Here is a 24,945-nt window from a genome sequence, read left to right as displayed (position 1 = left end):
GCTACGAGGTTCAAAATCATGCACGCGGTTTATGTGGGAGCGCGCCATGCGCGCGAATCGCGGGCATGGACTAGGCGTCCCCGCCCGCTCCCACAAGATAGTGGTGCCAGCTCGTAGGGTGGATAACGCGAAGCTTATCCACCAATCACCTCGGAATCGCAGCCCCGCCAATCCCTGCCCATGCGTTGTCCCTGATCTTTACCGGTGTTTCCCGCGGCAGCTTTGCGCGACACTAGGCCCATGAGCCCAGACGGAGCCGCCGATGAGCAGCGAAGACAAATTCACCCGCCAGACCCTTCTCGACGTACAAACCCTGACGCCCAGCCTGTTCACCCTGCGCACCACCCGTGACGCGGGTTTTCGCTTTCGTGCCGGGCAGTTCGTGCGCTTGGGCGTAGAGAAGGCTGATGGTTCGGTGGTCTGGCGCGCCTATTCGCTGGTCTCGGCGCCCCATGACGAGCACCTGGAGTTCTTTTCCATCGTGGTGCCGGGCGGTGAATTCACCAGCGAGCTGAGCCGTCTGCGCGTCGGCGACACCCTGCTGGTGGAGAAGATGGCCACCGGTTACCTGACCCTGGATCGTTTCATCGATGGCCGCGATCTGTGGCTGCTGGGCAGCGGCACTGGTATCGCGCCCTTCCTGTCGATGCTGCAGGATTTCGAAATCTGGGAGCGCTTCGAGCGCATCGTACTGGTGTACAGCGCCCGCTCGGTCGCCGAGCTGGCCTATCAGGACATGATCCATGGCTTCTCCGAGCTGGAGCACCTGGCCGAATACACCCACAAGCTTACTTACCTGCCAGTGGTAACCCGTGAGCAGGCACCAGGCTGTCTGAATGCGCGGATCACTCAGTTGATCGAAAACGGCGAGCTGGAACGTGCCGCCGGTCTGGAACTGACCCCCGAACATTCACGGGTGATGATCTGCGGCAACCCGCAGATGATTGACGACATTCGCCAGTGCCTGAAAGCCCGCAATATGAACCTCAGCCTGACTCGCCGGCCGGGGCAAGTGGCGGTCGAGAATTACTGGTAAACCGCGCTTCTTGATCCTCTCCCGAGGCATGTAAAGCGCCGTTACAAACTCTGCGCTTTCAGTGTGACTCGCGCTCCAGTAGATTGCGTGGTCTGTTTTCCACTTCTCGGTCTTCATGGACAGCGACAGTAGACGATCGCCCTCGCCGGTATGGACGAGGGCGTTACTTCCCAAAGGTGGCGCCGCCCGGTGCCAGCCTCGCGTGCAGCAGCGTGCTGCGCATACTTCCCGTCAGTCGAGCCCTCACGAGCCTGCTTCACGCATGCGCGTCGCGTTCGGCTGCCTTCGTTTTCCCCTTGAGAGAGCTACACACTAAATGGAATGGATCGCTGATCCGACGGCCTGGTTAGGCCTGTTGACCCTGATCGTCCTGGAAATCGTTCTGGGCATCGACAACCTAGTGTTCATCGCCATCCTCGCCGACAAGCTGCCGCCCGAGCAGCGTGACCGTGCGCGGGTGATCGGCCTCAGCCTGGCCTTGATCATGCGCCTGGGCCTGCTGGCCAGCATGGCGTGGTTGGTGACGCTGACCGACCCGCTGATCGAGGTGTTCGGTAAGTCCTTCTCCGGGCGTGACCTGATCATGCTGTTCGGTGGTGTGTTCCTGCTGTTCAAAGCCACCATGGAGCTGCACGAACGCCTTGAAGGCCGCGTGCATCAGCAGAGTGGCCCGCGTGTCTATGCGAAGTTCTGGCCTGTAGTGGCGCAGATCATCGTGCTCGACGCGGTGTTCTCGCTGGATGCGGTGATCACTGCCGTCGGCATGGTCGAGCACCTGCAGGTGATGATGATCGCGGTGATTATCTCCATCGGCCTGATGATCGTCGCCAGCAAGCCGCTGACCGCGTTCGTCAACGCACGCCCGACGGTGATCATGCTGTGCCTGGGCTTTTTGATGATGATCGGTTTCAGCCTGACCGCTGAAGGCTTGGGCTTCCATATTCCGAAGGGTTACCTGTACGCCGCCATCGGCTTCTCGATCCTCATCGAGCTGTTCAACCAGGTCGCCCGTTCGCGCCGTAAACGCAGCCTGCAGGGCCAGCGTGGCCTGCGTGACCGTACCGCCCATGCGGTGATGCGCATGCTGGGCGGCAAGGTGCAGGCTGATGAAGTCGGTGACGAAATCGCCGACATGCTCGAAGGCAGCGAAGGCGAAGTGGCGCTGTTCGACCGCCGCGAGCGGGTGATGATCAGCGGCGTACTGAACATGGCCGAGATGTCGATCCAAAAGGTCATGACCGACCGTATGGAAGTCGACAGCATCAATCTCGACGACGACCCGGAGCGAATCCAGCAGGCGCTGCTCGATTCGCCGCATTCGCGCCTGGTGGTGACCCGCAACGACTCCCCTGAAGAGCCTCTGGGCTATATCCACAAGAAGGAGCTGTTCAAGGAATTGCTCAAGGGCCAGCAGCCGGACATCGAAAGCCTGGTGCGTGCGCCGATCAATCTGCCGGACAGCTCCAGCGTGCTCAGCGCCCTGGAGCAGATGCGCCAGGGTTCCACGCACGTGGCCTTCGTGGTCAACGAGTTCGGCGGTTTCGAAGGCTTGCTGACCCTGACCGATATTCTCGAGGCGATTGCCGGTGAACTACCGGATGCCAGCGAAGTGGATGGCCCGGACGTCGAGGAAGTGGAGGGCGGTTTCCGCGTCAACGGCGCGGTCAACCTGGCTGTGCTGCGTGATCGACTTGATTTCGCTGCCCGCCCGACAGACGACTACCAGACCCTCGCCGGCCTGGCGATGAGCCTGCTCGACCGCTTGCCGTTGATCGGCGACAAGGTTGAGTACCTGGGCTGGGAGCTGACCGTGATCGAGGTCAAGGAACGCCGGGTGACCCGCGTGCTGCTCAAGCCGGGCAGCGAAGCGGCTGCGTAACGGCGCGGTAGTGAAATGAAAACGGCGCCCCTTGGGGCGCCGTTTTCATGTCTGGCGTTTGCCGCTCATTCCTTGTGCTGCTGGTTTTTCAGCAGGTCACGAATTTCCGTCAGCAGCACTTCCTGGGGGCTCGGCGCCGGCGGCACCGAAGGCGCGGCGGCTTCTTCGCGCTTGAGGCGGTTGATCGCTTTGACGCCCATGAAGATGGCGAACGCGACGATCACGAAATCGAGAACCGTCTGGATGAAGCGGCCGTAGGCCAGCACCACGGCCGGGATATCGCCTTGCGCGGCCTTGAGCGTGATGGCCAGGTCGGAGAAGTCCACCCCGCCGATCAGCAGGCCCAGAGGCGGCATGATCACGTCGCCGACGAAGGACGAGACGATCTTGCCGAAGGCGGCGCCGATGATGATACCGACCGCCATGTCGACGACATTGCCCTTGACCGCGAACGCCTTGAATTCGTTGATGATGCTCATGTGCAACTCCCCTGGATTTGATTCGTGCGCTGAAGTGTAAATCACCGCTGCCTGTCTGCCATGTGCTGCCGCATGGCAGCACTAGGTTTGTGACCCTGATGGTGGGCAATTGTCCGAATTTATTACCGGGCAATGCCTGCAGAACAGTCAGTGGAACGCTCTATTTCAGGCCTTTACGCGGTACGACAACCCGTCATCAGGCACCTTGAGCGCCGTTGACAGAGATCAAAAGCCGGGCTTTTTCGCCCGACTAGAGTGCGCTCATTCATCTATCGGGAGCCTCTGTCATGCACATCGATTATTCAGCCCAATCCGAAATGTCGTCGCACCAGCGCGGCAATCCTGCCTATGCCGCGCTGGTCGAACAGCACGACGACGTCGACCGCCGTATCGCCCGTATCGAGAGCGGCCTGGAACGGCCCGAGGGGCTGAGCCTGGCTGCGCTGAAACTGCGCCGTTCCGGTTTGCGCGAGGACCTGGCGCGCCAGCAACGCAAGGCGCGTGGTGAGTGCTGCAACTGCGGCAACAACTGCGCCGGCTGATACAGCTCTTCGGGCAGTCGCGTGGGGGGGGACTAAGGTCAATGGATCACCACCCCAACAGAGAGGAGTGCCCCATGACTGCCGAACACAATCTGCGCGAGGAATTTCGTGAGTATGGCGACGCCCTGACCGAACGTCGCAAGAGCCATCCGGGGTTCGATGGTCTGGTCGGCCGCTATCAGGATCTGGACAAACGCATCCTCGACCTGGAGTCGGGCAACCAACCGTTCGATGACGAAACCCTGGGCCGCCTGCGCCGCGAGCGGGTGCTGCTCAAGGACAAGATCGTGCAGGAGCTGACTTCCGGCTGAGCCTCTGGCCGATGTTGAGCGCGGCGATGCTCTGAGTCTTACCCGCGGGCTCCTGGGTATCGCTTCGCTCAACGCCAGGCTACGGGCTGGCTTCTGTAGCCTGGGTTAGCGGCAGGCGTAACCCGCGTTCTCCATCTCTACTGGCAATCAGGCTTGCACCACAAAGCGCCGCAGCCCCGGCTCTTCCAGCTCTTTAGCCAACTCGCGCACCTTGTACGGCAGTTCACTCAACACCTGCGTGCAGAACCCATTACCCACTTCATCCTGCTCATAACAACACAGCAGCCACCGGCGCCCGTCGCTGACGGTCTGTTGCAGCAGCGCGCGGCCGATGCCCAGGCGGCGGTATTTCTTGAGCAGGAACAGGTCGGCGAACTCCATCTCGGCAACGCCCTGGTCGTCGCAGGCTTCCAGCAACAGAAAGCCGGCGATGAAGTCATCGACCAGAATCAGCCCGGCGCTCCAGCCGTCGTCCTGCCAGTAACGCTGCAGGTGCGCCTCGTGCACGTAGAAGCGGCCGTCGATCTCGATATCCTCCTGCTCCCAGTCGGACGACTCGTAGGCGTAGAACTGGTAGAGGTTGCGGATCAGCGGCAGATGTTCGGCGGTGGTGGGGATAAGCCTGATCGACATGCTGGGTACCTAGGGTCTGTTGACGTTTCAGCGCGAGCCGCGTTGCCACGAGAAGTCTCGCCAGGCAAGGCGGAGGACGCAGGGAATGGCGTCCCCTTTTCAAGTCCTCCAACGACGCATGGCGAGCTTTCTCGCGTAACCCGCAGGGCCGGGCCCGTTTTGTCGCGATGCGGCGTTTCTCGCCGGCTCATTTGGCCAGCCAAACTTCGCGGCTCGTGCCTTGCCTCGCGACAAAATGGGCTCCGGCGCGGCCGTGCGTGAAACGTCAACAGACCCTAGCAGATAAGCGCCGCATTATCGGCAAGCGCGCCGGCCGCTGATAGCCCGCATGCCGAAAGTCTGTAAATTTATCCAGTCTTTCGGTATCGTTTCGGCCTCGATTCATCAGGCAGGACGACTTCCATGGCCAAGGCCAAACGCTTGTACGGCTGCACCGAGTGCGGCGCGACCTTTCCCAAATGGGCCGGGCAATGCGGCGAATGCGGCGCCTGGAATACCCTGACCGAAACCATGATCGAAGCCGGTGGTGCGGCAGCGCCCAGTGGCCGAACGGGGTGGACCGGGCAGCAGGCGCAGTTGAAGACCCTGGCCGAAGTCAGCGTCGAGGAAGTTGCGCGCTTCTCCACCGCATCGGCCGAGCTCGATCGGGTACTGGGCGGCGGCCTGGTGGATGGCTCGGTGGTGCTGATCGGCGGCGATCCGGGTATCGGCAAATCGACCATCCTGCTGCAGACCCTGTGCAACGTCGCCCAGCGCTTCCCGGCGCTGTACGTCACCGGTGAGGAATCCCAGCAGCAGGTGGCGATGCGCGCCCGCCGTCTGGGCCTGCCGGAAGACAAGCTCAAGGTGATGACCGAAACCTGCATCGAAAGCATCATCGCCACCGCCCGCCACGAAAAGCCCAAGGTGATGGTGATCGACTCGATCCAGACCATCTTCACCGAACAGCTGCAATCCGCGCCCGGCGGCGTCGCCCAGGTGCGCGAAAGCGCGGCACTGCTGGTGCGGTTCGCCAAGCAGAGCGGCACGGCGATCTTCCTGGTCGGCCACGTGACCAAGGAAGGCTCGCTGGCCGGGCCGCGGGTGCTCGAACATATGGTCGACACCGTGCTGTATTTCGAGGGCGACCCCGATGGCCGCCTGCGTCTGCTGCGTGCGGTGAAGAACCGCTTCGGCGCGATCAACGAGCTGGGCGTGTTCGGCATGACCGACAAGGGCCTCAAGGAAGTCAGCAACCCCTCGGCGATCTTTCTCACCCGCGCCCAGGAGGAGGTGCCGGGCAGTATCGTCATGGCCACCTGGGAAGGTACCCGGCCAATGCTGGTGGAAGTGCAGGCGCTGGTCGACACCAGCCATATGGCCAACCCGCGCCGCGTCACCTTGGGCCTGGACCAGAACCGCCTGGCCATGCTGCTCGCCGTATTGCACCGTCATGGCGGCATTCCCACTTACGACCAGGACGTGTTTCTCAACGTGGTCGGCGGCGTGAAGGTACTAGAAACCGCCTCCGACCTGGCGCTGATGGCAGCGGTGATTTCCAGCCTGCGCAACCGGCCGCTGCCTCACGATCTGTTGGTGTTTGGTGAGGTTGGTTTGTCCGGCGAAATCCGCCCGGTGCCGAGCGGCCAGGAGCGTTTGAAGGAGGCCGCCAAGCACGGCTTCAAACGCGCCATCGTGCCCAAGGGCAATGCCCCGAAAGAGGCGCCGGCTGGTTTGCAGGTAGTCGCGGTGACGCGCCTGGAGCAAGCGCTCGACGCGCTGTTCGAGTGACTGCGGCGTTCTGCCGCTAGGGGCGCCTGGCAGCTATTGATCCGCGTCAATGGCGGGGTAGGGCGCTGGTCGCAGGATGAAGGCGTACCCACAGAGGAGACGCCATCATGCTGCTGTTCTACGACATCATCGCCAAAGCCAGTTTCTCGCAAGTGGACCGCCTGGGCATCGAGCGCAAGCGCCAGCCGCTTCTCGATGTGCTGCCACGCCTGGTGAAAGCCCGCCGCGCCCGCCGCCGCGAGGCCGATGCGGCCTGCTGCGATTTCAGTATCAGCCCCTGAGCATGCGATCACTGGCCCTCATGAGCTCGTATTGCCAGCCGCTTTTTTAGCGCGGCGTCGCCAGTAGACGGCGGCGCCGGCGATCATCAGCGTGAGTGCTGCCAGCGCGATTCGGTGTTCGCGTGCGGCTTGGCTGATGGCCTGGCCGCGCTCGATCCATTGCCGCTTGCGTGCGGCCTGGAAATCCGGCGTCTCGCAGGCGCCCACTCCGAACACGAAGGCCGGTGCTGGCGGCAGCCGTAAGGCGCCGTGCTCCACGTAACGGCGGTAATAGCTCTGTGCGCGTTGCGGGTCGACATTGATCAGCCAGTCGGTGGCGGCGCACAAGGTGCTGGCAAACGCCTGGCTGCGTTCCGGCGGCAGGTCAGCCGCACTGCTGGCCAGATCCGCCGCTATCCAGCGGTAATGGAAGCGTCGATAGGGTTCGGCGGCACTGGCATTCCAGCGCTGCACCTCTGCTGCCGATAGCAGGCCAGCCGTCGCAACCGGTCCAGCGTCTGGGACCACCTCTGCACTGTTGTAGCGTTCGGGGTAGTTGCCTGCGTAAACGTAGTTATCCGGCCCCAGTTCGTAGCCCAGCAGTTCCATGCCTTGGCGGCGAAGAATGCTGGCAGCCTGGAAATAGGCCTCGGCGCGGCCGATGTCGGTCCAGGCGCTTTGCGCGCGCTGGCGCGCCTGCTGATAGGCGCCTGCGGCCTGCCGTTGTTCGGCCTGGGCAAAGTAGCCACGCGCTTCGTCATAACGGCCGTCGCGCATCAGACGGCGTGCCAGCAGTTCTCGCAGGCGCAGAGCCGGCGGACGATCCCAGTAACTCCAGGGTTCGCCGTCGGCAGGCGCCGGGGCGCTGGTGACGTGGCTGTCGACGTAGCCTTTGAGTTCATCGGTGGTCAGTACGCGTTCGGCCACGGCAGCAGCGTCCTCCCAGTAAAGATCACCGCCGCGATAGAGCTGCTCGAAAGCCTGCAGGTAGTCACCACGCTCGAGGGCGAGAATCGCCGACTCACCTTCGATACGGCACCTGGGCTTCAGGGTTTCGTTCAGCCAGTCGCCGTTACGTCGCCAGCCCCAGTTCTCGTCTTCCGGAAAACCTTTGGCCGCCTCGGCATAAGCCTGGCTGGCGGCTTGGCTGTCACCTGCACGAAGCGCCATTTTGGCCCGCAGCCACCAGGCCAGGCCGCTACCGGCGGCGCGATCGAGAAAACGCTGAGCGGTGGTGTAATCCCCTTCGCGATAAGCGATGGCTGCGAGTCGGTCGGCATCGTCCAGTTGCTGGATGCCCGTCTGCTGAATCAGCCTCAGCAGGCGCTCTGCGGGAAGCGACGAAGATTGGATGCCGGCCAGCAGCATGGCGCTGAGCAACTGGCGCACCGCCTGCTGATGCAGCAGCGGCAGCAGGTGTTGGTCATCCAGAGCCGCGAGATCGGCGCCGACCTCGCGCAACGAGCTGGTGCCGGTTTCGGAGCCATGAATGGCCTGGCTGGCGTAAAGGACGATGGCCTGGCTCCAGGCATCCGCTTGCAAATGCAGCCGCGCCTCTTCGCCGAGGCTGGCAATGGCCAGTTCGAGCGGGTCGTCGAAACCTTCGATCGCCAACTGGCGCGTTTGCTCGAAGGCCGCGGCCGCTCGTTGCGGCAGGTCGGGCTCGCTAGCGTCGGTTGCCTCGCCGCTCATAAAGGCCAGGCTACGGCCCAGGGAATAGGCTGCCCAGGTGCTGCGCAACTTGCGTTGCTCTGCAGGCAAGGCCAGTACGCGCTGGAAGTACTCGGCGGCCTGCCGATGATCGCCCTGGGCGAAGGCCACGGCGCCAGCCGTGTACAGGCGCAGCTCGGCCGGCAGCTCGACGCCCTGGCTTTCCACTTCGGTCGCTGCGGTGAATGCACGCAACTGCTGAACGCGTTCGAAGAGGCCGTCCTGCAACTGTGCTTTCTCCACCTCATCACGCTGCATCGGCAGGCGGTCGTTGCTGCCCCAGTACTGAGGCAGTGTCGCTTCACTGGCCCCACCCAGACCGGGAATCGCCGTGCCAAGGTTGCGAATCTCTTGCGTGAAGCTGCCTTCGGGCAGCTGCGCCAGAGCATTTTGGCGATCATTGAGCAGCAGGTAGGGGAAATCCGGTCCGCAGGCGACGGCAGGGGACAGCGGCAGCAATAAGCCAAAACCGACACTCAGCAGTCGGCGTTGCCACTCAGGGTGAAACATGAATTGCTCCTTGGTCGAACAGGCTGCAGCGTGCCCAGCCCAGTGCCTGGCGTTGCCCTGCTGCGAGACGTGCGGGTTGTTTGCGAACGAATACCGGACCATTTTCGCTCTGCTCCAGGCGATAGTCTGCGACGGCGTCGGCTGCTTCGCAGTGGCTGCCAGCCAGGCTGACGCGCTCTGGTAGCCCTGCGTCGCGATTGCCGTTGCTCACCAGCGTCAACTCACGCAGAGGGCCGGCCTGGTTCACGTCCACAGTGATCACGGCGCTCAGGGGCTGCCCATGCATCACCGCTTGCAGAGTCGCCAACGGCCAGGCGCGGCGGTCACCCGGCAGCGGCAGGCGGAACCAGATGATGCCGTGCAGGTTTTCCGGACGGCGCTCGTGCAGGCTGGTCAGAAGGTTGGCAACTTGCTGCGGGTCGGCAAGCAGCTCACGGCGGCTTCCGCCGGCATCCAGCGGGGCTTCGCTCTCGACCTGGCGTGAGGCGTCGATCAAGGCGACGCCGTAGGCGGGCAGCGCCAGCATGAAGGGTTTTTCGCTGCGTTTGCCATAGGCCTCGGCCCAGCGCTGCGCCTGCTGTGGGGCGAACAAACCATCGCGTGGATCGTTGATGGCATGCACCTGCAGCACCGAGCTGTCGACCTGGCGCAGCAGGGCTTCCAGATCTGGGCTATTCAACCAGGTGGGCAGGGCGGTGATGCTCAGCGCGAGGCCGGCCGGCAACGTGGGGCGCAGTGCTGCCAGCAGGTCGGTGTAGGCAGGCAGCCGGGCGCTTGCGCAGTCGTGATCGATTTCCACACCCTGCACGTTGACTCCGCTGGCCTGCCATTCAGTCAGCAGGCTGTCCGTTTGGCTGAGAGTCTGCGCCTGATCTGGTTGCGGCAATTGCCCGTCGAGTCGTATCACCATCACCACCGGGCGACCATCGGCGATCAGTTGCTGCAGGTCGGGATAGGCCCTGGCCCAGCCCACCTTGGGGTGAAACTGCAAGGCGAGTACGCGGAGGGTGGTGAAGTCATTCCTGGTCTGAGCAAGTACCTGACGATGGGCGGGCTGCCATTGCCGTTGCCAGATGTAGACCTGCTGATCAAGCGGTGCTGACGCTGGCGGTGAGCAGGCAGCACAAAGCAGCGCCAGCAGCGACAGGCACAAACAGCAAAGGGATCGATGCATACGGTCGGTATCGTCGCGCAGCGGGGCGGCGCATACGATACGCCTCGCCCGAGTTTGCTGCGCGTTGATTTTGCCAAGCCAAGCCAAGCCAAGCCTTGCCAGGTCACCGGCTTGCCGAGTTGCCGCCTTTAGATGGGCGAAATCAGTTGTCGTCTTCGCAGAGCGCAGCCAGTTCGCGTTCGAGCATCTGCTCATCACCGAGGTTGAGCTCTACCAGGCGACGCAGATGGCTCATCGAGTCGAGGTCGATGTGGTGGCAGAGAAAGCCCAGCACGCGCTCTTCGCGATGCACCAGTTCGACCTGCATGCTCACCTGCAGATTGTCATCGAGGGCGATGCGCAGCAGGTAGTCCTGGCCGGTCTCGCCTTCCCAGTTCCAGGGGCGGCGTACCAGCACGCCACGGAACGAGATGTCGTGCAGTTCCACTTGCCAGCTCTGCTCGCCCTGCACGATTTCGGCGGGGGCGTCGAAGGCGATGCGCTGGAAGCGCCGACGTTCGTGGTTGTCACTCATGAAAACTGTCCTCTTTTAGTTTTGTCCACTATAGCCAAGCCGCGCCGTGGCGTCGCCGAATGCGCTCGACGGTGGCGTCAGGTTTGCGGCGACCAGCCGTACTCCATGGCGTGCTTGACCAGGTCGGCGGGCTTTTCGATATCGAGCTTGCGGCGAATGTTCAGCCGGTAGGTCTCCACGGTGCGCACGCTGATCGCCAGCTCGCGGGCCATGGCCTTGTTGTTCAGCCCCTGAGCCATCATCAGTAGCACTTGGCGCTCGCGCGGTGTCAGCTCGCCTTCTTCGGTGTCTTCCTGGGCCAGCTTGTGGGCCACGTCGCCGCTATAGAAGCGCCCGCCGACCGCCAGCACGTCGATGGCCGAGATGATGTCCTGGGATGGCGCCTCCTTGAGTACGTAGCCCGAGGCGCCCATGCGTAGCGAGCTGCTCACGTACTCCTGATTGTCGTACATGCTCAGAATCAGCACCTTGATGGCCGGGTGGCGCTTTTTGATGATGCCGGTCAGCTCCAGGCCGTTTATGTCCTTGAGGCCGATGTCCATCAGCAGGATATCCGGCTGTTCGCGGGCTACCAGTTCCAGCGCCTCGCTGCCGCTGCCGGCTTCGCCGGCGATCTCGAAATGCTCGACCATCGACAGCAGCGTGCGGATGCCTTCGCGTACCAGAATATGGTCGTCGACGAGGGCGATGCGGATGGTTTTCATGACTGGGTCCGGGATTGCTGCGCGTCGGCAGAGGGTAACAGGGCGATGGACAGAACGGTGCCGGACGAGCTAGACGCGATGCTGAAGTCCCCGCCAAAGTGCTCGACCCGCTCGCGGATGTTGCGCAGGCCAATGCCGCCGCTCTGTTCGGCCTGATAGGGGCTGAAGCCGCTGCCATCATCGCTGATGCGCAGGTTCACCTGACGATTGTTGCCGGTTAGCCGGATCGTAACCTGGCTAGCCGCGGCGTGGCGCTCGATGTTGGTCAGCGCTTCCTGGAGGATGCGAAACAGCGCCACATTCATGTCATCGCTCAGGCGCGTGTCGCCCAAACTGTTGTCGTAGGTCACGCGCAGCCCGCTGCGTTGCTCGAACTCGCTGGCCAGCTGGCCAATCGCCGAGGCCAGGCCGAGGGTGTCGAGCAGCGAGGGGTGCAGGTCGTGGGAGATGCGCCGCACTTCGCCAATCGCCCCGGCCAGGCGCTCAATGCCCTGGCGCAGGGTCTGCGCGGCGCTGGCCTTGCCCGCTTCCAGTTCATGACCGGCGAGCTCGAACTTGAACTTGATCGACACCAGCAGCTGGCTGATGCCATCGTGCAGCTCTCGGGACAGCCGCGAGCGTTCCTCTTCCTGGGAGTTGATGATGCGTTGGGTGAGCTGCTGCAGCTTGCGGTCAGCCAGGCGATGTTCGCTGACGTTGAGGGTCAGGCCGCTGGCAGACACCAGTAAAACGGCGATCAGCGCGACGATGGCGATGGCCAGCATGGTGGTGCGGATACCGCTGCCCACGTCGTGGCGAACCTGGGCGATGGCGTTGTCGACATCTTCCAGATAGATACCGGTGCCGAGCATCCAGCCCCAGCGCTCGAGCATGCTCACGTAGGCGAGCTTCTCGGCGACCTGGCCGGTGGACGGCTTCTGCCAGTCGTAACGCTGAAAACCGTCGCCCTCGGTAGCACTGCGGATCAGCGCCTGGATCACCAGCAGGCCGTGTGGGTCGGTCATGTTCCACAGATCTTTGCCTACCAGCGAGGCCTGGCGTGGGTGCATCAGACTTTTGCCGTTGCGGTCGTAGACGAAGAAATAGCCATCGCTGCCAAAGTTGATGCGCTCCAGCAGAGCAAGTACCTGGCGCTTGGTTTCCTCATCATCGCGGCCGCTGTCATACAGCGGCGCGATGGTGCTTAGGGCCATTTCCACGTAGTGCTTGAGCTCGGCTTGCTTACTGCCAAGGATGCTGTGTTCGATCAGCTGGGCCTGCTGGTTGCCCAGGCGCTGGTTCTGAATCAACACCAGTAGGCACACCACTGCCACGGCCAGCAGCATGGGCAAAAGACTCAGGGCGACGATCTTGTGCTTGAGTTGCATCGGGTCACTCCGGGGCGGTGCATCGCCGGTGCTCGGCGGCCATGTGGCAGGTGGAAGGCTGGGCGCGCAGCTGGCGCGGCGGGGCAGAGCATACACAAAGCTGCAGCCCTCGGCGGGCGGGATGTGCAGCGGATTGCGTAGTTCTACGTAGTCGCCCGTGGGTAGTTTTGCGAATTACTGCAAGCAGTACTTAGATGGATAGTTGCGAGGCTCTGGTAAAAGAGCACAACAATAACAATGAGTGTCGCAGGCCTTGTGCTGCGGCCGGAGATGTCCAATGACCAGAATGGCTAGCCATATCGCCTGGTTTGCGGTCGCGTTGCTGGGCGCATTCGCGCTGGGCACCGTGGCGCTGAACCGCGGCGAATCTATCAATGCCTTGTGGATCGTCGTCGCTGCCGTGGCGATCTATCTCGTCGTGTATCGCTACTACAGCCTGTTCATCGCCACCAAGGTGATGCAGCTCGACCCTACCCGTGCCACTCCAGCGGTGCTCAACAACGATGGCCTGGACTACGTCCCGACCAACAAGCACATCCTCTTCGGTCACCACTTTGCCGCCATCGCTGGCGCTGGCCCGCTGGTCGGCCCGGTACTCGCGGCGCAGATGGGTTACCTGCCTGGCACGCTCTGGCTGATTGCCGGTGTGGTGCTGGCCGGTGCTGTACAGGACTTCATGGTGCTGTTCATTTCCACCCGCCGTAACGGCCGCTCCCTGGGTGAGTTGGTACGCGAGGAAATGGGCCAGATCCCCGGTACCATTGCGCTGTTCGGCGCGTTCCTGATCATGATCATCATCCTCGCGGTGCTCTCGCTGATCGTCGTCAAGGCGCTGGCTGAAAGCCCGTGGGGCATGTTCACCGTGATGGCGACGATTCCCATCGCGATGTTCATGGGCATCTACATGCGCTACATCCGGCCCGGCCGCATCGGCGAGATTTCCCTGATCGGGGTGATCCTGCTGCTCGGCTCTATCTGGCTGGGTGGCGTGATCGCCGCTGACCCCGTGTGGGGCCCGGCCTTCACCTTTACCGGTGTGCAGATCACCTGGATGCTGATCGGCTACGGCTTCGTCGCGGCGGTGTTGCCGGTTTGGCTGATCCTGGCGCCGCGCGACTACCTGTCGACCTTCCTCAAGATCGGCACCATCATCGCCCTGGCCATCGGCATTCTGGTGGTCATGCCCGAGCTGAAAATGCCGGCACTGACCCAATTCACCGACGGCACCGGCCCGGTCTGGAAGGGCACCCTGTTCCCGTTCCTGTTCATCACCATCGCCTGTGGCGCGGTATCGGGCTTCCACGCGCTGATCAGCTCGGGCACCACGCCCAAGTTGATGGCCAACGAAACCCATGCCCGTTACATCGGTTACGGCGGCATGTTGATGGAATCCTTCGTGGCCATCATGGCCATGGTTGCTGCCTCGGTGATCGAGCCTGGCGTGTACTTCGCCATGAACAGCCCGGCGGCCCTGGTCGGTTCGGATGTTCAGTCGGTCGCAGCAGCGGTCAGCAGCTGGGGCTTCGTGATCACTCCGCAGGAGCTGGAGGCGGTCGCCCGAGACATCGGCGAAAACACCATCCTGGCCCGTGCTGGTGGTGCACCGACGCTCGCTGTAGGTATCGCGCAGATCCTGCACAGCGTGCTGCCAGGCGAGAACACTATGGCGTTCTGGTACCACTTCGCGATCCTCTTCGAGGCGCTGTTCATCCTCACCGCTGTGGACGCCGGTACCCGTGCCGGGCGCTTCATGCTGCAGGATCTGCTCGGCAACTTCGTACCGTCGCTGAAGAAAACCGAATCCTGGACTGCCAACGTCATCGCCACCGCAGGGTGCGTGGCGCTGTGGGGCTGGCTGCTGTATCAGGGCGTGATCGATCCGCTGGGTGGCATCAACACCCTGTGGCCGCTATTCGGCATCTCCAACCAGATGCTCGCCGGTATCGCGCTGATGCTCGGTACCGTGGTGCTGATCAAGATGAAGCGCGAGCGTTATGTGTGGGTCACGCTGATCCCGGCCACCTGGCTGCTGATCTGCACCACCACCGCTGGCCTGATCAAGCTGCTCGATCCGAACCCGGCCGTTGGCTTCCTGGCGCTGGCCAAGAAGTACCAGACTGCTGTGGATGCCGGTCAGGTTCTCGCTCCGGCCAAGGATATGGGCCAGATGCAGCACGTGATCTTTAACGCGTACACCAACGCCACACTCACCGTGCTTTTCCTGTTCGTGGTGCTGAGCGTGCTGTTCTATGCCGTCAAGGTGGGCCGCGCAGCCTGGCGCAAGGAGCTGCGCACCGATCAGGAAGCTCCATACCAGGAACTACCAGCTGACGCACCGGAGGTCGCCCGTGTTCAATGATCTCAGCCGCATGGGCAAGTACCTCGGCCAGGCTGCACGGATGCTGGTGGGCATGCCCGACTACGACACGTACGTCGAACACATGACCAAGAAACATCCGGACAAGCCGGTAATGAGCTACGAAGCCTTCTTCCGCGAGCGCCAGGAAGCGCGCTATGGTGGCGGCAAGGGGCGGCCCATTCGCTGTTGTTGATCTCTCTGGGCTGATTGCCTGGTTCAAGAACCACACGCCACGCCTAGCCGTGGCGTGTGTCATTCAGAGGAACGCTTTTTATGTCCTTCAACCCCATTCCGGTCACCGTGCTCAGCGGTTTCCTCGGCGCTGGTAAAACCACGCTGCTGCGCCACATCCTCAAGGCCGAGCACGGCCTGAAAATCGCCGTGATCGAAAACGAATACAGCGAGATGCCCATCGACAGCCAATTGCTCGGCACCGAGCCGGTACAGGTGATGACCCTGGCCAACGGCTGCGTGTGCTGCTCCATCCACGTCGAGCTGGAGAAGGCGTTGTTTGTGCTGCTCGAGAAGCTCGACAGTGGTGAGCTGACCTTTGATCGCCTGGTCATTGAATGCACCGGCCTCGCTGACCCGGCGCCCGTGGCACAGACCTTTTTCGCCACCGAAGAGCTCTGCGACCGTTACGTGCTGGACGGCATCATTACCTTGGTGGACGCCGCCAACGCCGAGCGCCATCTGCAGGAAATCATCGCTCAGGCCCAGGTTGGTTTTGCTGACCGCATCCTGCTTAGCAAGACCGATCTGGTCGATGTAGGCGCTCGCGACGCGCTTATCCAGCGCCTGCAGCGCATCAATCGTCGGGCACCGATTCGTATCGTCGAACACGGCCGTATCGATCTGGCCGAGCTGCTCGATGTGCGGGGCTTCAATCTGAATGCCGATATAGCGCCGAGCCTGCGCCCGGTATTGCCAGGCAAGAGCAGCGACCGAATATCCACATTGGTGCTCACGGGCGACAAGCCGCTGGATTTGGATCGGCTCAGTGGCTTTATGGAGACATTGCTCGAGGAACACGGCAATTCATTGCTGCGCTACAAAGGTGTGCTGAGCATTGCCGGTGAAGATCGCCGCATGGTGTTCCAGGGTGTGCTGCGGCTCTATGGTTTCGACTGGGACAGCGAGTGGGGCACTGACGAGAAGCGCGAAAGCGTGATCGTCTTCATCGGCGACAACCTGCCCGAAGAGGCAATTCGTCAGGGTTTTGCCGAGGTGAACGCCTGAGATTTCAACGTCGCTTGTGAAGAGCCGTAGGCTTTCCGCCAAGGATGGCGGGGCATAAAAAATGCCGGTCAGCGCAAACTGACCGGCATTTTTTGTACCCGGGAAACCTTACTCGTCGAGGAACGAGCGCAGGTGTTCGCTACGGGTCGGGTGACGCAGTTTGCGCAGCGCCTTGGCTTCGATCTGACGAATACGCTCACGGGTAACGTCGAACTGTTTGCCCACTTCCTCAAGGGTGTGGTCAGTGTTCATGTCGATACCGAAACGCATGCGCAACACCTTGGCTTCGCGGGCGGTCAGGCCGGAAAGCACTTCGCGAGTGGCTTCCTTGAGACTTTCCACGGTGGCTACGTCGATCGGGGACTGCATGGTGCTGTCCTCGATGAAGTCGCCCAGATGCGAATCTTCGTCATCGCCGATCGGGGTTTCCATGGAGATCGGCTCTTTGGCGATCTTCAATACCTTGCGGATCTTATCCTCAGGCATTTCCATGCGCTCACCCAGCTCTTCCGGAGTAGGCTCGCGGCCCATTTCCTGAAGCATCTGACGAGAGATGCGGTTGAGCTTGTTGATCGTCTCGATCATGTGCACCGGAATACGGATGGTGCGGGCCTGGTCGGCGATCGAGCGAGTGATCGCCTGACGGATCCACCAGGTGGCATAAGTCGAGAACTTGTAACCGCGACGGTATTCGAACTTGTCCACCGCCTTCATCAGGCCGATGTTGCCTTCCTGAATCAGGTCAAGGAACTGCAGACCACGGTTGGTGTACTTCTTGGCGATGGAAATGACCAGACGCAGGTTGGCCTCGACCATTTCTTTCTTGGCGCGACGAGCCTTGGCTTCACCGATCGACATGCGACGGTTGATGTCCTTGATCTCGGCCAGCGTCAGGTCGCTTTCTTCCTGCAGGGCGATCAGCTTCTGCTGGCAGCGCTGAATGTCAGCTTCCAGGTTACCAATGGCTTCGGCGTACTTGCCTTTGCCCTTGGCCAGGCTGGCAGCCCAATCCAGGTCTACTTCGTTGCCTGGGAACAGGCGCAGGAAGTCGGCACGCGGCATACGGGCATCACGAACGCACAGTTGCATGATGGCGCGTTCCTGGCCGCGCAGGCGGTCCAGGGCTTCACGTACACGTACTACCAGTGCGTCGTACTGCTTTGGCACCAGCTTGATCGGCATGAACAGCTCGGCGAGCAGGCGCAGTTCTTCGATCGCCTGCTTGCTGCTGCGGCCATGCTTCTTCAGCGCTTTCTTGGCGATTTCCAGCTGATCAGAGACCGCGGTGAAGCGGCGCAGGGCCTCTTCAGGATCCGGGCCGCCATCGCCTTCTTCTTCCTCGTCGTCGCTGTCGCCGTCTTCCTCGTCATCGTCCTTGTCTTCGGCCTTGTCGTCTGTAGACGCAGGAACCGGAGCCGCGGCTTCGGCAGGCACGCTACCGTCGTCCGGGTCGATGTAGCCACTGAGTACTTCGACCAGACGGCCGCCCTCAGTGGTGACGCGAGTGTATTCGGCGAGAATGCTGTCGACGGTGCCTGGGAAGTGGGCAACTGCGCCCATGACTTCACGGATACCTTCTTCGATCCGCTTGGCGATTTCGATTTCGCCTTCGCGGGTCAGCAGCTCCACGGTACCCATTTCACGCATGTACATGCGCACTGGGTCAGTGGTGCGGCCGATATCGGTCTCAACGGCAGCGAGTGCAGCAGCGGCTTCTTCAGCGGCTGCCTCGTCGGTGTCAGCATCGGCCAGCATCAGGGCGTCTGCATCCGGAGCACTCTCGTGTACCGGGATCCCCATGTCATTGATCATGCGGATGATGTCTTCCACCTGCTCAGGATCTGAAATATCCTCAGGCAGGTGGTCGTTGACCTCTGCGTAAGTCAGATACTTCTGCTCACGACCCAGGGTGATCAACTCTTTGATACGAGATTGCTGTTGCGCTTTTCCGGACATAACACCCTATCCATTTAAGGTCTTGGCGGGCTGAAAACAAGCCGAGGATTATACCTCAGCTCGGCGCTCAGGCGCCAGTTGGGGTCTTGCTGGGCGAGTTGAGGCTGCTGTAATGCTCGCGCAATAGCGCCTTTTCCTCGTCGGTGAGTTCGCTCAGGCTTTTCTGCATGATGCTGCGCAGAGCGGTTTCGCGTCGCTTTAGCGACTGGCTATGGGCAAGTGTAGTAATGGTGTCGAAAAACTGCCGTTCAAGGTTGTCCTGATCGATTAACCATTCTTTTTCTGCCAATACTTTCAGCAGGCGGCCCTGTTCGGTGCCGTGCCAGCGGGCAATCAATTGCAGCGAGCGCAGGCCCGGCTGCTTTTGCAGCGTGCCTACCAGGGCCACCAGCAATTGTGCGTATGTGTCGTCTTCGGCTGCGAAGTTGCTGACATCTTCAACTTTTTGCGCAAGCTCGGGGTGATGCAGCAGGCTGCGCAGCGCGCTGAGGTGTGGCGACTCGACGCTGACCGCCGTGCGCGGCGGTTGGTAGTCGTCGCGGCCCTTCTTGCTCCACTTGCCGCCCTCTTTTTTCCACTCGCCCTTGCCCTGTTTCCTGGCCGGTCGCTCGAATAGTTGTGCGGGCTGCTCTTCGTAACCTGGTGGTGCGTCGTAATAAGCGCTGTCCGGGATCGCTTCAAGCGCTGGGGCGTGATGATCGATGCCCTGATGGCTGGGTGCGACCTGCTGTTGGCGAGGCTGCGGTGCGGCCATCTGGCCCAGTGCGTTGGCGTCTAGCCCGGTGATCTGGGTCAGGCGTTGGCGCATCAGTGCGCGCAGCGTATTGCCAGGGATCTTTTCGATCAGCGGTGCTGCCAGGGTCACCAGGTGTGCCTTGCCTTCCAGAGAGCGCGGGTCGGCTTCTTCGCTTAGCTGTTGGAAAAAGTAATCGGCGAGGGGCTGGGCGTGCTGGTGAATGCGCGCCTGGAAGGCTTCGGTGCCTTCGCTGCGTACCAGGGTGTCCGGGTCTTCGCCGTCTGGCAGGAATAGAAAACGTGCGCGGCGGCCGTCCTGCAGGTTCGGCAGGGCTGCTTCCAGTGCGCGCCAGGCGGCGTTGCGGCCGGCCTGGTCGCCATCGAAGCAGAACAGTACGCTCGGCACCAGGCGGAAGATACGTTTGAGGTGCTCTTCGCTGGTTGCAGTGCCCAGGGTCGCCACGGCATTGCGCAGGCCCTGTTGGGCGAGGGCGATGACGTCCATATAGCCCTCGACCACCATGATCTCGTCGAGGTTGCGATTGTTCTTGCGCGCCTCATAAAGGCCGTAGAGTTCCTGGCCCTTATGGAAGACCGGCGTCTCGGGTGAATTCAGGTACTTGGGTTTGTCGTCTCCAAGCACTCGGCCACCAAAGGCAATCACTCGGCCGCGGCTGTCGTGAATGGGGAAGATCACCCGGTCACGAAAGCGGTCGTAGCGCTTGCCGCTTTCGGTGTTCTCTACCAGCAGGCCGGCGTCGATCATCGCCTTGTGTTGCAGGCTGTCGCCGGCCAGATGCTTGAGCAGGTTGTCCCAGCCGGGCGGCGCGAAACCGAGGCCGAAGTCCCGGGCGATTTCGCCGGACAGGCCGCGACCTTTCAGGTATTCGACTGCGGCACGGCGCTGCGGGTGGCTTTTCAGCGCCTGACGGTAGTAGTCGGCCGCCGCCTTGAGCAGGGCGTAAAGCGGCGAGTCGGTTGGTTGGCGTGGTTTGCCGCCGCCGCGTCCGTTGTCCTCGCGCGGCACTTCCATGCCGGCGCGCTTGGCCAGCTCCTCGACCGCCTGCGGAAACTCCGTCTGGTCGTGATCCATCACGAAGCCAAGGGCATTGCCGCCGGCGCCGCAACCGAAGCAGTAGTAGAACTGCTTGTCCGGGCTGACGGTGAAGGAGGGCGACTTTTCCTTGTGGAACGGGCAGCAGGCGCTGTAGTTCTTGCCGGTCTTCTTCAGTTGGATGCGCGAACTCACCACGTCGACGATGTCGGTGCGGTTGAGCAGGTCATCAATGAAGGATTGTGGAATCAGGCCGGCCATAGACGCTCGATGGTGTCTGAAAACAGTAGCGGCACAAACGCAAAAACTCCGCTAGTTCGCCAGTAGGCGACGCGGAGTCCTTGACGATGATACCCGGCGAGCCGGGCATCCAGGCGCTGCGTGTACGGTATTAGTACAGGCGAACGCTGCGGCGCTGTTCGCGCTGCACTTTCTTGGCGTGACGCTTAACAGCGGCAGCGGCTTTACGCTTACGCTCGGCGGTCGGCTTTTCGTAGAATTCGCGGCTACGAACTTCGGCCAGAACACCGGCTTTTTCGCAGGAGCGCTTGAAACGACGCAGAGCTACGTCGAAGGGTTCGTTCTCTTTAACTTTGACGGCTGGCATCCAGAGCTACCTTCTTTATTACCGGAGGTTTGTGAGTTCCGGCAAAGGCACGGAAAGATCACAGGTTTTTAAGGGTTGCGGATGTTACCGCCTCGTCAACCGGAATGCAAAGCCTCTGATCGAAAAGCACTGGTCTGAGCCGCTGAGCGGCGATTATCATGCCGGCCTTTACGCTCGGCAAGTGCTAATAAAGGCGAAACCATGCTGGTTCTGGGATTGGAAACTTCGTGCGACGAGACCGGTGTCGCGCTTTATGACAGTGAGCGCGGTCTGCTTGCCGATGCGCTGTTCAGTCAGATCGACCTGCACCGTGCCTATGGTGGCGTGGTGCCGGAGCTGGCCTCGCGAGACCACGTCAAGCGCATGCTGCCGCTGATTCGTGAGGTGCTGGGCGAGGCTGGCTGCGCCGCCACCGATATCGACGCCATCGCTTATACCGCCGGGCCGGGCCTGGTTGGTGCGCTGCTGGTCGGCGCCTCCTGCGCTCAGGCGCTGGCGTTCGCCTGGGATATTCCCGCCATTGGCGTGCACCACATGGAAGGCCACCTGTTGGCGCCCATGCTGGAGGCGACCCCGCCGACGTTCCCGTTCGTTGCCTTGTTGGTATCCGGCGGCCACACCCAGCTGGTGCGGGTCGATGGTATTGGCCAGTACCAGTTGCTCGGCGAGTCGCTGGACGATGCGGCAGGTGAGGCGTTCGACAAAACCGCCAAGCTGATGGGCCTGCGTTATCCCGGCGGCCCGGAAATCGCCCGACTAGCCGAGCGTGGCACGCCGGGGCGTTTCGTGTTCCCACGGCCGATGACCGATCGCCCGGGTCTGGATTTCAGCTTTAGCGGCCTGAAGACTTTCACCCTCAATACCTGGCAGCAGTGCTGTGCCAATGGTGATGACAGCGAGCAGACCCGTTGCGACGTGGCCCTGGCATTCCAGCAGGCGGTGGTAGAAACGCTGACCATCAAATGCCGCCGCGCCCTCAAGCAGACGGGCCTCAACAGCTTAGTGATCGCCGGTGGGGTAAGTGCCAACCGGGCGCTACGCACGTCGCTCGAAGACATGACGGCAGCGCTCAAGGGCAATGTCTTTTACGCACGCCCGGCATTCTGTACCGACAATGGCGCGATGATCGCCTACGCCGGTTGCCAACGTCTGTTGGCCGGGCAGCACGAGGGGTTGGCAATAAACGTGCAGGCCCGCTGGCCGATGGAGCAGTTGCCGGCGTTGTAAGGATTGGTTATGGGTATTGATGGATCACTTGTGGGAGCGGGCCTCGCCCGCGATTCACGCGCATGGCGCGCTCCCACAGGAGATTCGTGAATAGCCGCCCATTGTTTTCGCCTTCTCGAAACGGATCAGAACTGCCGTTCGCGGCCAGCCCACAGATCACGTAAATTGCGCCGGTGACGCCAGACGATCAGCCCGCTGAGCACGCACATCGGCAGCAGAGCAGCCGGTCGTTGCCAGGCCAGTAGCGGCAACGTCATCGGAGCAGCGGTCAGCGCCGCCAGCGAGCTGGTGCGGGTCAGGGTGAAGGTCAGCAGCCAGGTGCACAGCGCCAGCAGTGCCGCCGGCGGGTATAGCCCCAGCAGCATGCCGGCCGCAGTGGCGACACCCTTGCCGCCGCGGAAGCGAAAGTAGATCGGGTAGAGGTGGCCGACTACGGCCGCGAGGCCCAGCCAGGCCTGCTGTTGCAACGTGAAATCGAGGTGGGCAGCTATCAGTACTGGCAGCAAACCTTTGAACAGATCGCCGATCAGCGTGAGAATGGCCAGCCGTTTACCCGCCACCCTGAGCATATTGGTGGCGCCGGGATTACCCGAACCACTGGCGCGCGGATCTGCCAGGCCGGTCATGCGGCTGAGCAGGATAGCGAAGGACAAAGAGCCGAGCAGGTAGGCGAGGATCGCCAGTAACCAAAACATGGTATCCATTCCGCGCCGGGGGATGGCCGATTCTAAACGAGGTACGGCGAGCTTGTCGTGCCGTGGAGAGCATGCTTGGACACAGTGTTTATCGCAGGGCTGGAGGTCGACACCGTAATTGGTGCCTACGACTGGGAGCGCACCATTCGCCAATGCCTGCAGCTGGATCTGTGGCTGGGCTGGGACAACCGCCCCGCAGCCGAGGATGACGACCTGAGCAAGGCGCTGGATTACGCCTCGGTATCGGCGCGTATCCAGGCTTTTGCCAGCGAATCGCAGTTCATCCTGGTGGAAACCTTCGCCGAGCGCCTGGTGGCGCTGCTGATGAGCGAATTTTCCATTCCCTGGGTGCGCCTGCGCCTGACCAAACCAGGCGCCGTGCCGGCCGCCCGCGGCGGTGTTGGTGTGGAGATCGAGCGCGGATGTCGCTAACGCCAATCCTGCTCGGCCTGGGCAGCAATATCGAACGCGAAGCGCATCTGCTTGCCGGCCTCGATGCCCTGGTCGATATCGTCACCGATATGCGCTGTTCGCCGGTATTCGAGAGCCTGGCGGTGGGCATCAAGAGCGGGCCGTTCTTCAATCTGGTGATTTCCGGTCGTACCGCGCTGCCGCTGACCGAGCTGGACCGTCGCCTGAAATTCATCGAGGCGGATAACGGCCGCTACGCACCTGACCGCAAGGGCCTGCCGCTGGATATCGACGTACTGACGTACGGCGAGCTGGTCGGCAACTTCAATGGCCTGGTGCTGCCGCGGGCGGAAATCCTCAAGAATGCCTTCGTACTCAGGCCGTTGGCGCTGCTGGTGCCTGATGTCGAGCATCCCGGAATCGGGCGCAGTTTCGCTCAGTTGTGGGACGAGGCGCGGATCGAGCAGCAGCTGTGGCCGGTGGCCTTCCAGTGGCGTGGCGTCCAGCTGACGCCTGCCGAGTTGCTGCCGTCGCCCTAGCTGTTTTCTCTGTCTTGCTTGAAGGCTTTGAGCGCGTTAAGGCGCTCGCGGTTGAGGGCTTCGCCCAGTTCTGCGCCTTTGTAGCCGCGTTCCAGCAACGGCTGTACGGCTACTTCGCGGACCGCGCGCATGGCGTCTAGCAGATAAGCCGCCTGGTGATATTCTCGCTGTTCCAGCCCTTCACGACCGCGGGCATCCATTTCGCAGGCGGCGATGAACGCCTCGAAGCGTTGCGGGCGGCGGAACACGTCGAAGCGCTGCATCAGCTCCAGCAGCGTCGAGGCGCGCAACTCCAGCGCCCGATGGGCGTGGGTGTGAAATTCGCCTACCAGCTCGGCCAGCTCCTGGCACTCCTTGGGCACCTTGCACCGGCTGTTGACCGCCTGAATCAGCGGGATGCCGCGATGTTCATGGGCGATGTGGCGTGGCCAGTCCGCAGGGTCGGTCCTGCCCTTGCCTACATCATGCAGCAGGCAGGCCCAGCGCACGGGCAGTGGCTGCTGGTGTTCGGCGCATTGGCGCAGTACCGCCAGCACGTGAATGCCGGTGTCGATTTCCGGGTGGTGGGCCTCGGGCTGCGGCACGCCGAACAGCCGGTCGACCTCAGGCAGCATGGCTGCCAGGGCGCCGCAGTCGCGTAGCACCTGAACGAACACGTCCGGGCGCTGCTCCATCAGCGCGCGGGAAATTTCCTTCCAGCTGCGTTCCGGGGTCAACGCATCCAGCTCCCCGGATTCGGCCAACTGACGCATCAGTTCGAGGGTTTCCGGCGCTACGCTAAAGCCCAGCGGCGCGTAGCGTGCCGCGAAGCGTGCCACGCGCAACACGCGAAGCGGGTCTTCGGCGAAGGCTGGTGACACGTGGCGCAGTTGCCTGGCCTCCAGATCACCCTGGCCGCCGTAGGGGTCGATCAGCTTGCCCTGCTGATCTTCGGCAATGGCATTGATGGTCAGATCGCGGCGGATCAGGTCCTCTTCTAGCGTCACCTCGGGGCTGGCGTGAAAGGTGAAACCGCCGTAACCGCGACCGCTCTTGCGTTCGGTGCGGGCCAGGGCATACTCCTCGCCCGATTGCGGGTGCAGGAATACCGGGAAATCCGCCCCCACCGGGCGATAACCCTGTTCCAGCATGGATTCGGCGGTGGCACCAACCACCACCCAGTCGATCTCGGTCACCGGCCGGCCGAGCAGGCGATCGCGCACGGCGCCGCCGACTTTGTAGATGTGCATAGAAG

The 24,945-nt window shown here is 62.2% G+C and carries 24 protein-coding genes; 12 read left to right on the top strand and 12 right to left on the bottom strand.

Going from position 1 to position 24,945, the window contains the following annotated elements:
* Window positions 1-262: 262 nt before the first annotated feature.
* Window positions 263-1,036, top strand: a complete 774-nt coding sequence (locus BUC40_RS16835) for a ferredoxin--NADP reductase (protein WP_073267329.1) — start codon at window positions 263-265, stop codon at window positions 1,034-1,036.
* Between the two features lie 316 nt (window positions 1,037-1,352).
* Window positions 1,353-2,915: a TerC family protein gene (locus BUC40_RS16830; RefSeq protein WP_073267328.1), complete on the top strand. Its 1,563-nt coding sequence runs from the start codon at window positions 1,353-1,355 to the stop codon at window positions 2,913-2,915.
* 65 nt (window positions 2,916-2,980) lie between these two features.
* On the opposite strand, the gene mscL is transcribed toward BUC40_RS16830, so the two are convergent.
* Complete coding sequence (gene mscL / locus BUC40_RS16825; RefSeq protein ID WP_073267327.1) at window positions 2,981-3,394, bottom strand: large-conductance mechanosensitive channel protein MscL; 414 nt, start codon at window positions 3,392-3,394, stop codon at window positions 2,981-2,983.
* 287 nt (window positions 3,395-3,681) lie between these two features.
* On the opposite strand from mscL, the gene BUC40_RS16820 reads away from it, so the two are divergent.
* Together BUC40_RS16820 and BUC40_RS16815 are read left to right on the top strand one after the other, a co-directional pair.
* Window positions 3,682-3,936, top strand: coding sequence for a DUF465 domain-containing protein (locus BUC40_RS16820; protein WP_073267326.1), 255 nt, complete (start codon window positions 3,682-3,684; stop codon window positions 3,934-3,936).
* A gap of 74 nt (window positions 3,937-4,010) precedes the next feature.
* Complete coding sequence (locus BUC40_RS16815; protein WP_073267325.1) at window positions 4,011-4,247, top strand: HP1242/YdcH family protein; 237 nt, start codon at window positions 4,011-4,013, stop codon at window positions 4,245-4,247.
* A gap of 147 nt (window positions 4,248-4,394) precedes the next feature.
* On the opposite strand, the gene BUC40_RS16810 is transcribed toward BUC40_RS16815, so the two are convergent.
* Window positions 4,395-4,880: a GNAT family N-acetyltransferase gene (locus BUC40_RS16810; protein WP_073267324.1), complete on the bottom strand. Its 486-nt coding sequence runs from the start codon at window positions 4,878-4,880 to the stop codon at window positions 4,395-4,397.
* A 402-nt stretch (window positions 4,881-5,282) separates the two neighbouring features.
* On the opposite strand from BUC40_RS16810, the gene radA reads away from it, so the two are divergent.
* Both radA and BUC40_RS22920 read left to right on the top strand, forming a co-directional pair.
* Complete coding sequence (radA, locus tag BUC40_RS16805; protein WP_073267323.1) at window positions 5,283-6,650, top strand: DNA repair protein RadA; 1,368 nt, start codon at window positions 5,283-5,285, stop codon at window positions 6,648-6,650.
* Window positions 6,651-6,757: 107 nt separating this feature from the next.
* Window positions 6,758-6,931, top strand: coding sequence for a hypothetical protein (locus BUC40_RS22920; RefSeq protein WP_167369168.1), 174 nt, complete (start codon window positions 6,758-6,760; stop codon window positions 6,929-6,931).
* Window positions 6,932-6,949: 18 nt separating this feature from the next.
* On the opposite strand, the gene BUC40_RS16800 is transcribed toward BUC40_RS22920, so the two are convergent.
* The 5 genes from BUC40_RS16800 to BUC40_RS16780 form a co-directional block, all read right to left on the bottom strand.
* Window positions 6,950-9,130, bottom strand: a complete 2,181-nt coding sequence (locus BUC40_RS16800) for a hypothetical protein (RefSeq protein WP_073267322.1) — start codon at window positions 9,128-9,130, stop codon at window positions 6,950-6,952.
* The gene (locus tag BUC40_RS16795; RefSeq protein ID WP_073267430.1) at window positions 9,117-10,304 is read right to left on the bottom strand and encodes a DUF3142 domain-containing protein; all 1,188 of its coding nucleotides are present in this window, start codon (window positions 10,302-10,304) and stop codon (window positions 9,117-9,119) included. Before BUC40_RS16795 ends, BUC40_RS16800 begins: the two co-directional genes overlap by 14 nt.
* A gap of 142 nt (window positions 10,305-10,446) precedes the next feature.
* A complete protein-coding gene (locus BUC40_RS16790; protein WP_073267321.1) occupies window positions 10,447-10,818 on the bottom strand; it encodes a PilZ domain-containing protein in 372 nt (123 codons plus the stop codon).
* A gap of 77 nt (window positions 10,819-10,895) precedes the next feature.
* Window positions 10,896-11,522, bottom strand: a complete 627-nt coding sequence (locus BUC40_RS16785; RefSeq protein WP_073267320.1) for a response regulator — start codon at window positions 11,520-11,522, stop codon at window positions 10,896-10,898.
* Window positions 11,519-12,889 carry a cache domain-containing protein gene (locus BUC40_RS16780; RefSeq protein ID WP_073267319.1) on the bottom strand — a complete coding sequence of 457 codons (1,371 nt, stop codon included), beginning with the start codon at window positions 12,887-12,889 and terminating at the stop codon, window positions 11,519-11,521. Before BUC40_RS16780 ends, BUC40_RS16785 begins: the two co-directional genes overlap by 4 nt.
* A 277-nt stretch (window positions 12,890-13,166) precedes the next feature.
* On the opposite strand from BUC40_RS16780, the gene BUC40_RS16775 reads away from it, so the two are divergent.
* From BUC40_RS16775 to yjiA, 3 genes are all read left to right on the top strand, one after another.
* Window positions 13,167-15,248, top strand: a complete 2,082-nt coding sequence (locus BUC40_RS16775; RefSeq protein WP_073267318.1) for a carbon starvation CstA family protein — start codon at window positions 13,167-13,169, stop codon at window positions 15,246-15,248.
* Entirely contained in the window at window positions 15,238-15,441 is a 204-nt protein-coding gene (locus BUC40_RS16770; RefSeq protein WP_073267317.1) for a YbdD/YjiX family protein, read from the top strand. The genes BUC40_RS16775 and BUC40_RS16770 overlap by 11 nt, the downstream gene beginning before the upstream one ends.
* A gap of 80 nt (window positions 15,442-15,521) precedes the next feature.
* Window positions 15,522-16,487, top strand: a complete 966-nt coding sequence (yjiA, locus tag BUC40_RS16765) for a GTPase (protein WP_073267316.1) — start codon at window positions 15,522-15,524, stop codon at window positions 16,485-16,487.
* 108 nt (window positions 16,488-16,595) lie between these two features.
* Here yjiA and rpoD read toward each other — a convergent pair whose 3' ends face one another.
* The 3 genes from rpoD to rpsU all read right to left on the bottom strand — a co-directional run bounded on the left by rpoD (window position 16,596) and on the right by rpsU (window position 20,839).
* On the bottom strand, window positions 16,596-18,443 hold the full coding sequence (gene rpoD / locus BUC40_RS16760; protein ID WP_073267315.1) for an RNA polymerase sigma factor RpoD: 1,848 nt from the start codon (window positions 18,441-18,443) through the stop codon (window positions 16,596-16,598).
* A 67-nt stretch (window positions 18,444-18,510) separates the two neighbouring features.
* Window positions 18,511-20,493: a DNA primase gene (dnaG, locus tag BUC40_RS16755; RefSeq protein WP_073267314.1), complete on the bottom strand. Its 1,983-nt coding sequence runs from the start codon at window positions 20,491-20,493 to the stop codon at window positions 18,511-18,513.
* Between the two features lie 130 nt (window positions 20,494-20,623).
* Complete coding sequence (gene rpsU, locus BUC40_RS16750; protein WP_003290642.1) at window positions 20,624-20,839, bottom strand: 30S ribosomal protein S21; 216 nt, start codon at window positions 20,837-20,839, stop codon at window positions 20,624-20,626.
* Window positions 20,840-21,040: 201 nt separating this feature from the next.
* Between rpsU and tsaD the strand changes: the two genes are divergently transcribed.
* The gene (gene tsaD / locus BUC40_RS16745) at window positions 21,041-22,066 is read left to right on the top strand and encodes a tRNA (adenosine(37)-N6)-threonylcarbamoyltransferase complex transferase subunit TsaD (protein ID WP_073267313.1); all 1,026 of its coding nucleotides are present in this window, start codon (window positions 21,041-21,043) and stop codon (window positions 22,064-22,066) included.
* 125 nt (window positions 22,067-22,191) lie between these two features.
* Here the strand turns inward: tsaD and plsY are convergent, their stop codons facing one another.
* Complete coding sequence (plsY, locus tag BUC40_RS16740; protein ID WP_073267429.1) at window positions 22,192-22,761, bottom strand: glycerol-3-phosphate 1-O-acyltransferase PlsY; 570 nt, start codon at window positions 22,759-22,761, stop codon at window positions 22,192-22,194.
* Window positions 22,762-22,836: 75 nt separating this feature from the next.
* Between plsY and folB the strand changes: the two genes are divergently transcribed.
* Both folB and folK read left to right on the top strand, forming a co-directional pair.
* Window positions 22,837-23,193 (top strand): dihydroneopterin aldolase, encoded by a 357-nt coding sequence (gene folB / locus BUC40_RS16735; protein ID WP_073267312.1) that lies wholly within the window; start codon window positions 22,837-22,839, stop codon window positions 23,191-23,193.
* Window positions 23,184-23,711, top strand: a complete 528-nt coding sequence (gene folK, locus BUC40_RS16730) for a 2-amino-4-hydroxy-6-hydroxymethyldihydropteridine diphosphokinase (protein WP_073267311.1) — start codon at window positions 23,184-23,186, stop codon at window positions 23,709-23,711. The genes folB and folK overlap by 10 nt, the downstream gene beginning before the upstream one ends.
* Here folK and BUC40_RS16725 read toward each other — a convergent pair.
* The gene (locus BUC40_RS16725) at window positions 23,708-24,940 is read right to left on the bottom strand and encodes a multifunctional CCA addition/repair protein (RefSeq protein WP_073267310.1); all 1,233 of its coding nucleotides are present in this window, start codon (window positions 24,938-24,940) and stop codon (window positions 23,708-23,710) included. The two genes, folK and BUC40_RS16725, sit on opposite strands and share 4 nt — an antisense overlap.
* Between the last annotated feature and the right edge of the window lie 5 nt (window positions 24,941-24,945).

It is taken from the genome of Phytopseudomonas punonensis (assembly GCF_900142655.1).
In the GTDB taxonomy this organism is placed as follows: domain Bacteria; phylum Pseudomonadota; class Gammaproteobacteria; order Pseudomonadales; family Pseudomonadaceae; genus Aquipseudomonas; species Aquipseudomonas punonensis.
This window is presented reverse-complemented; position numbering and strand designations above follow the sequence as displayed.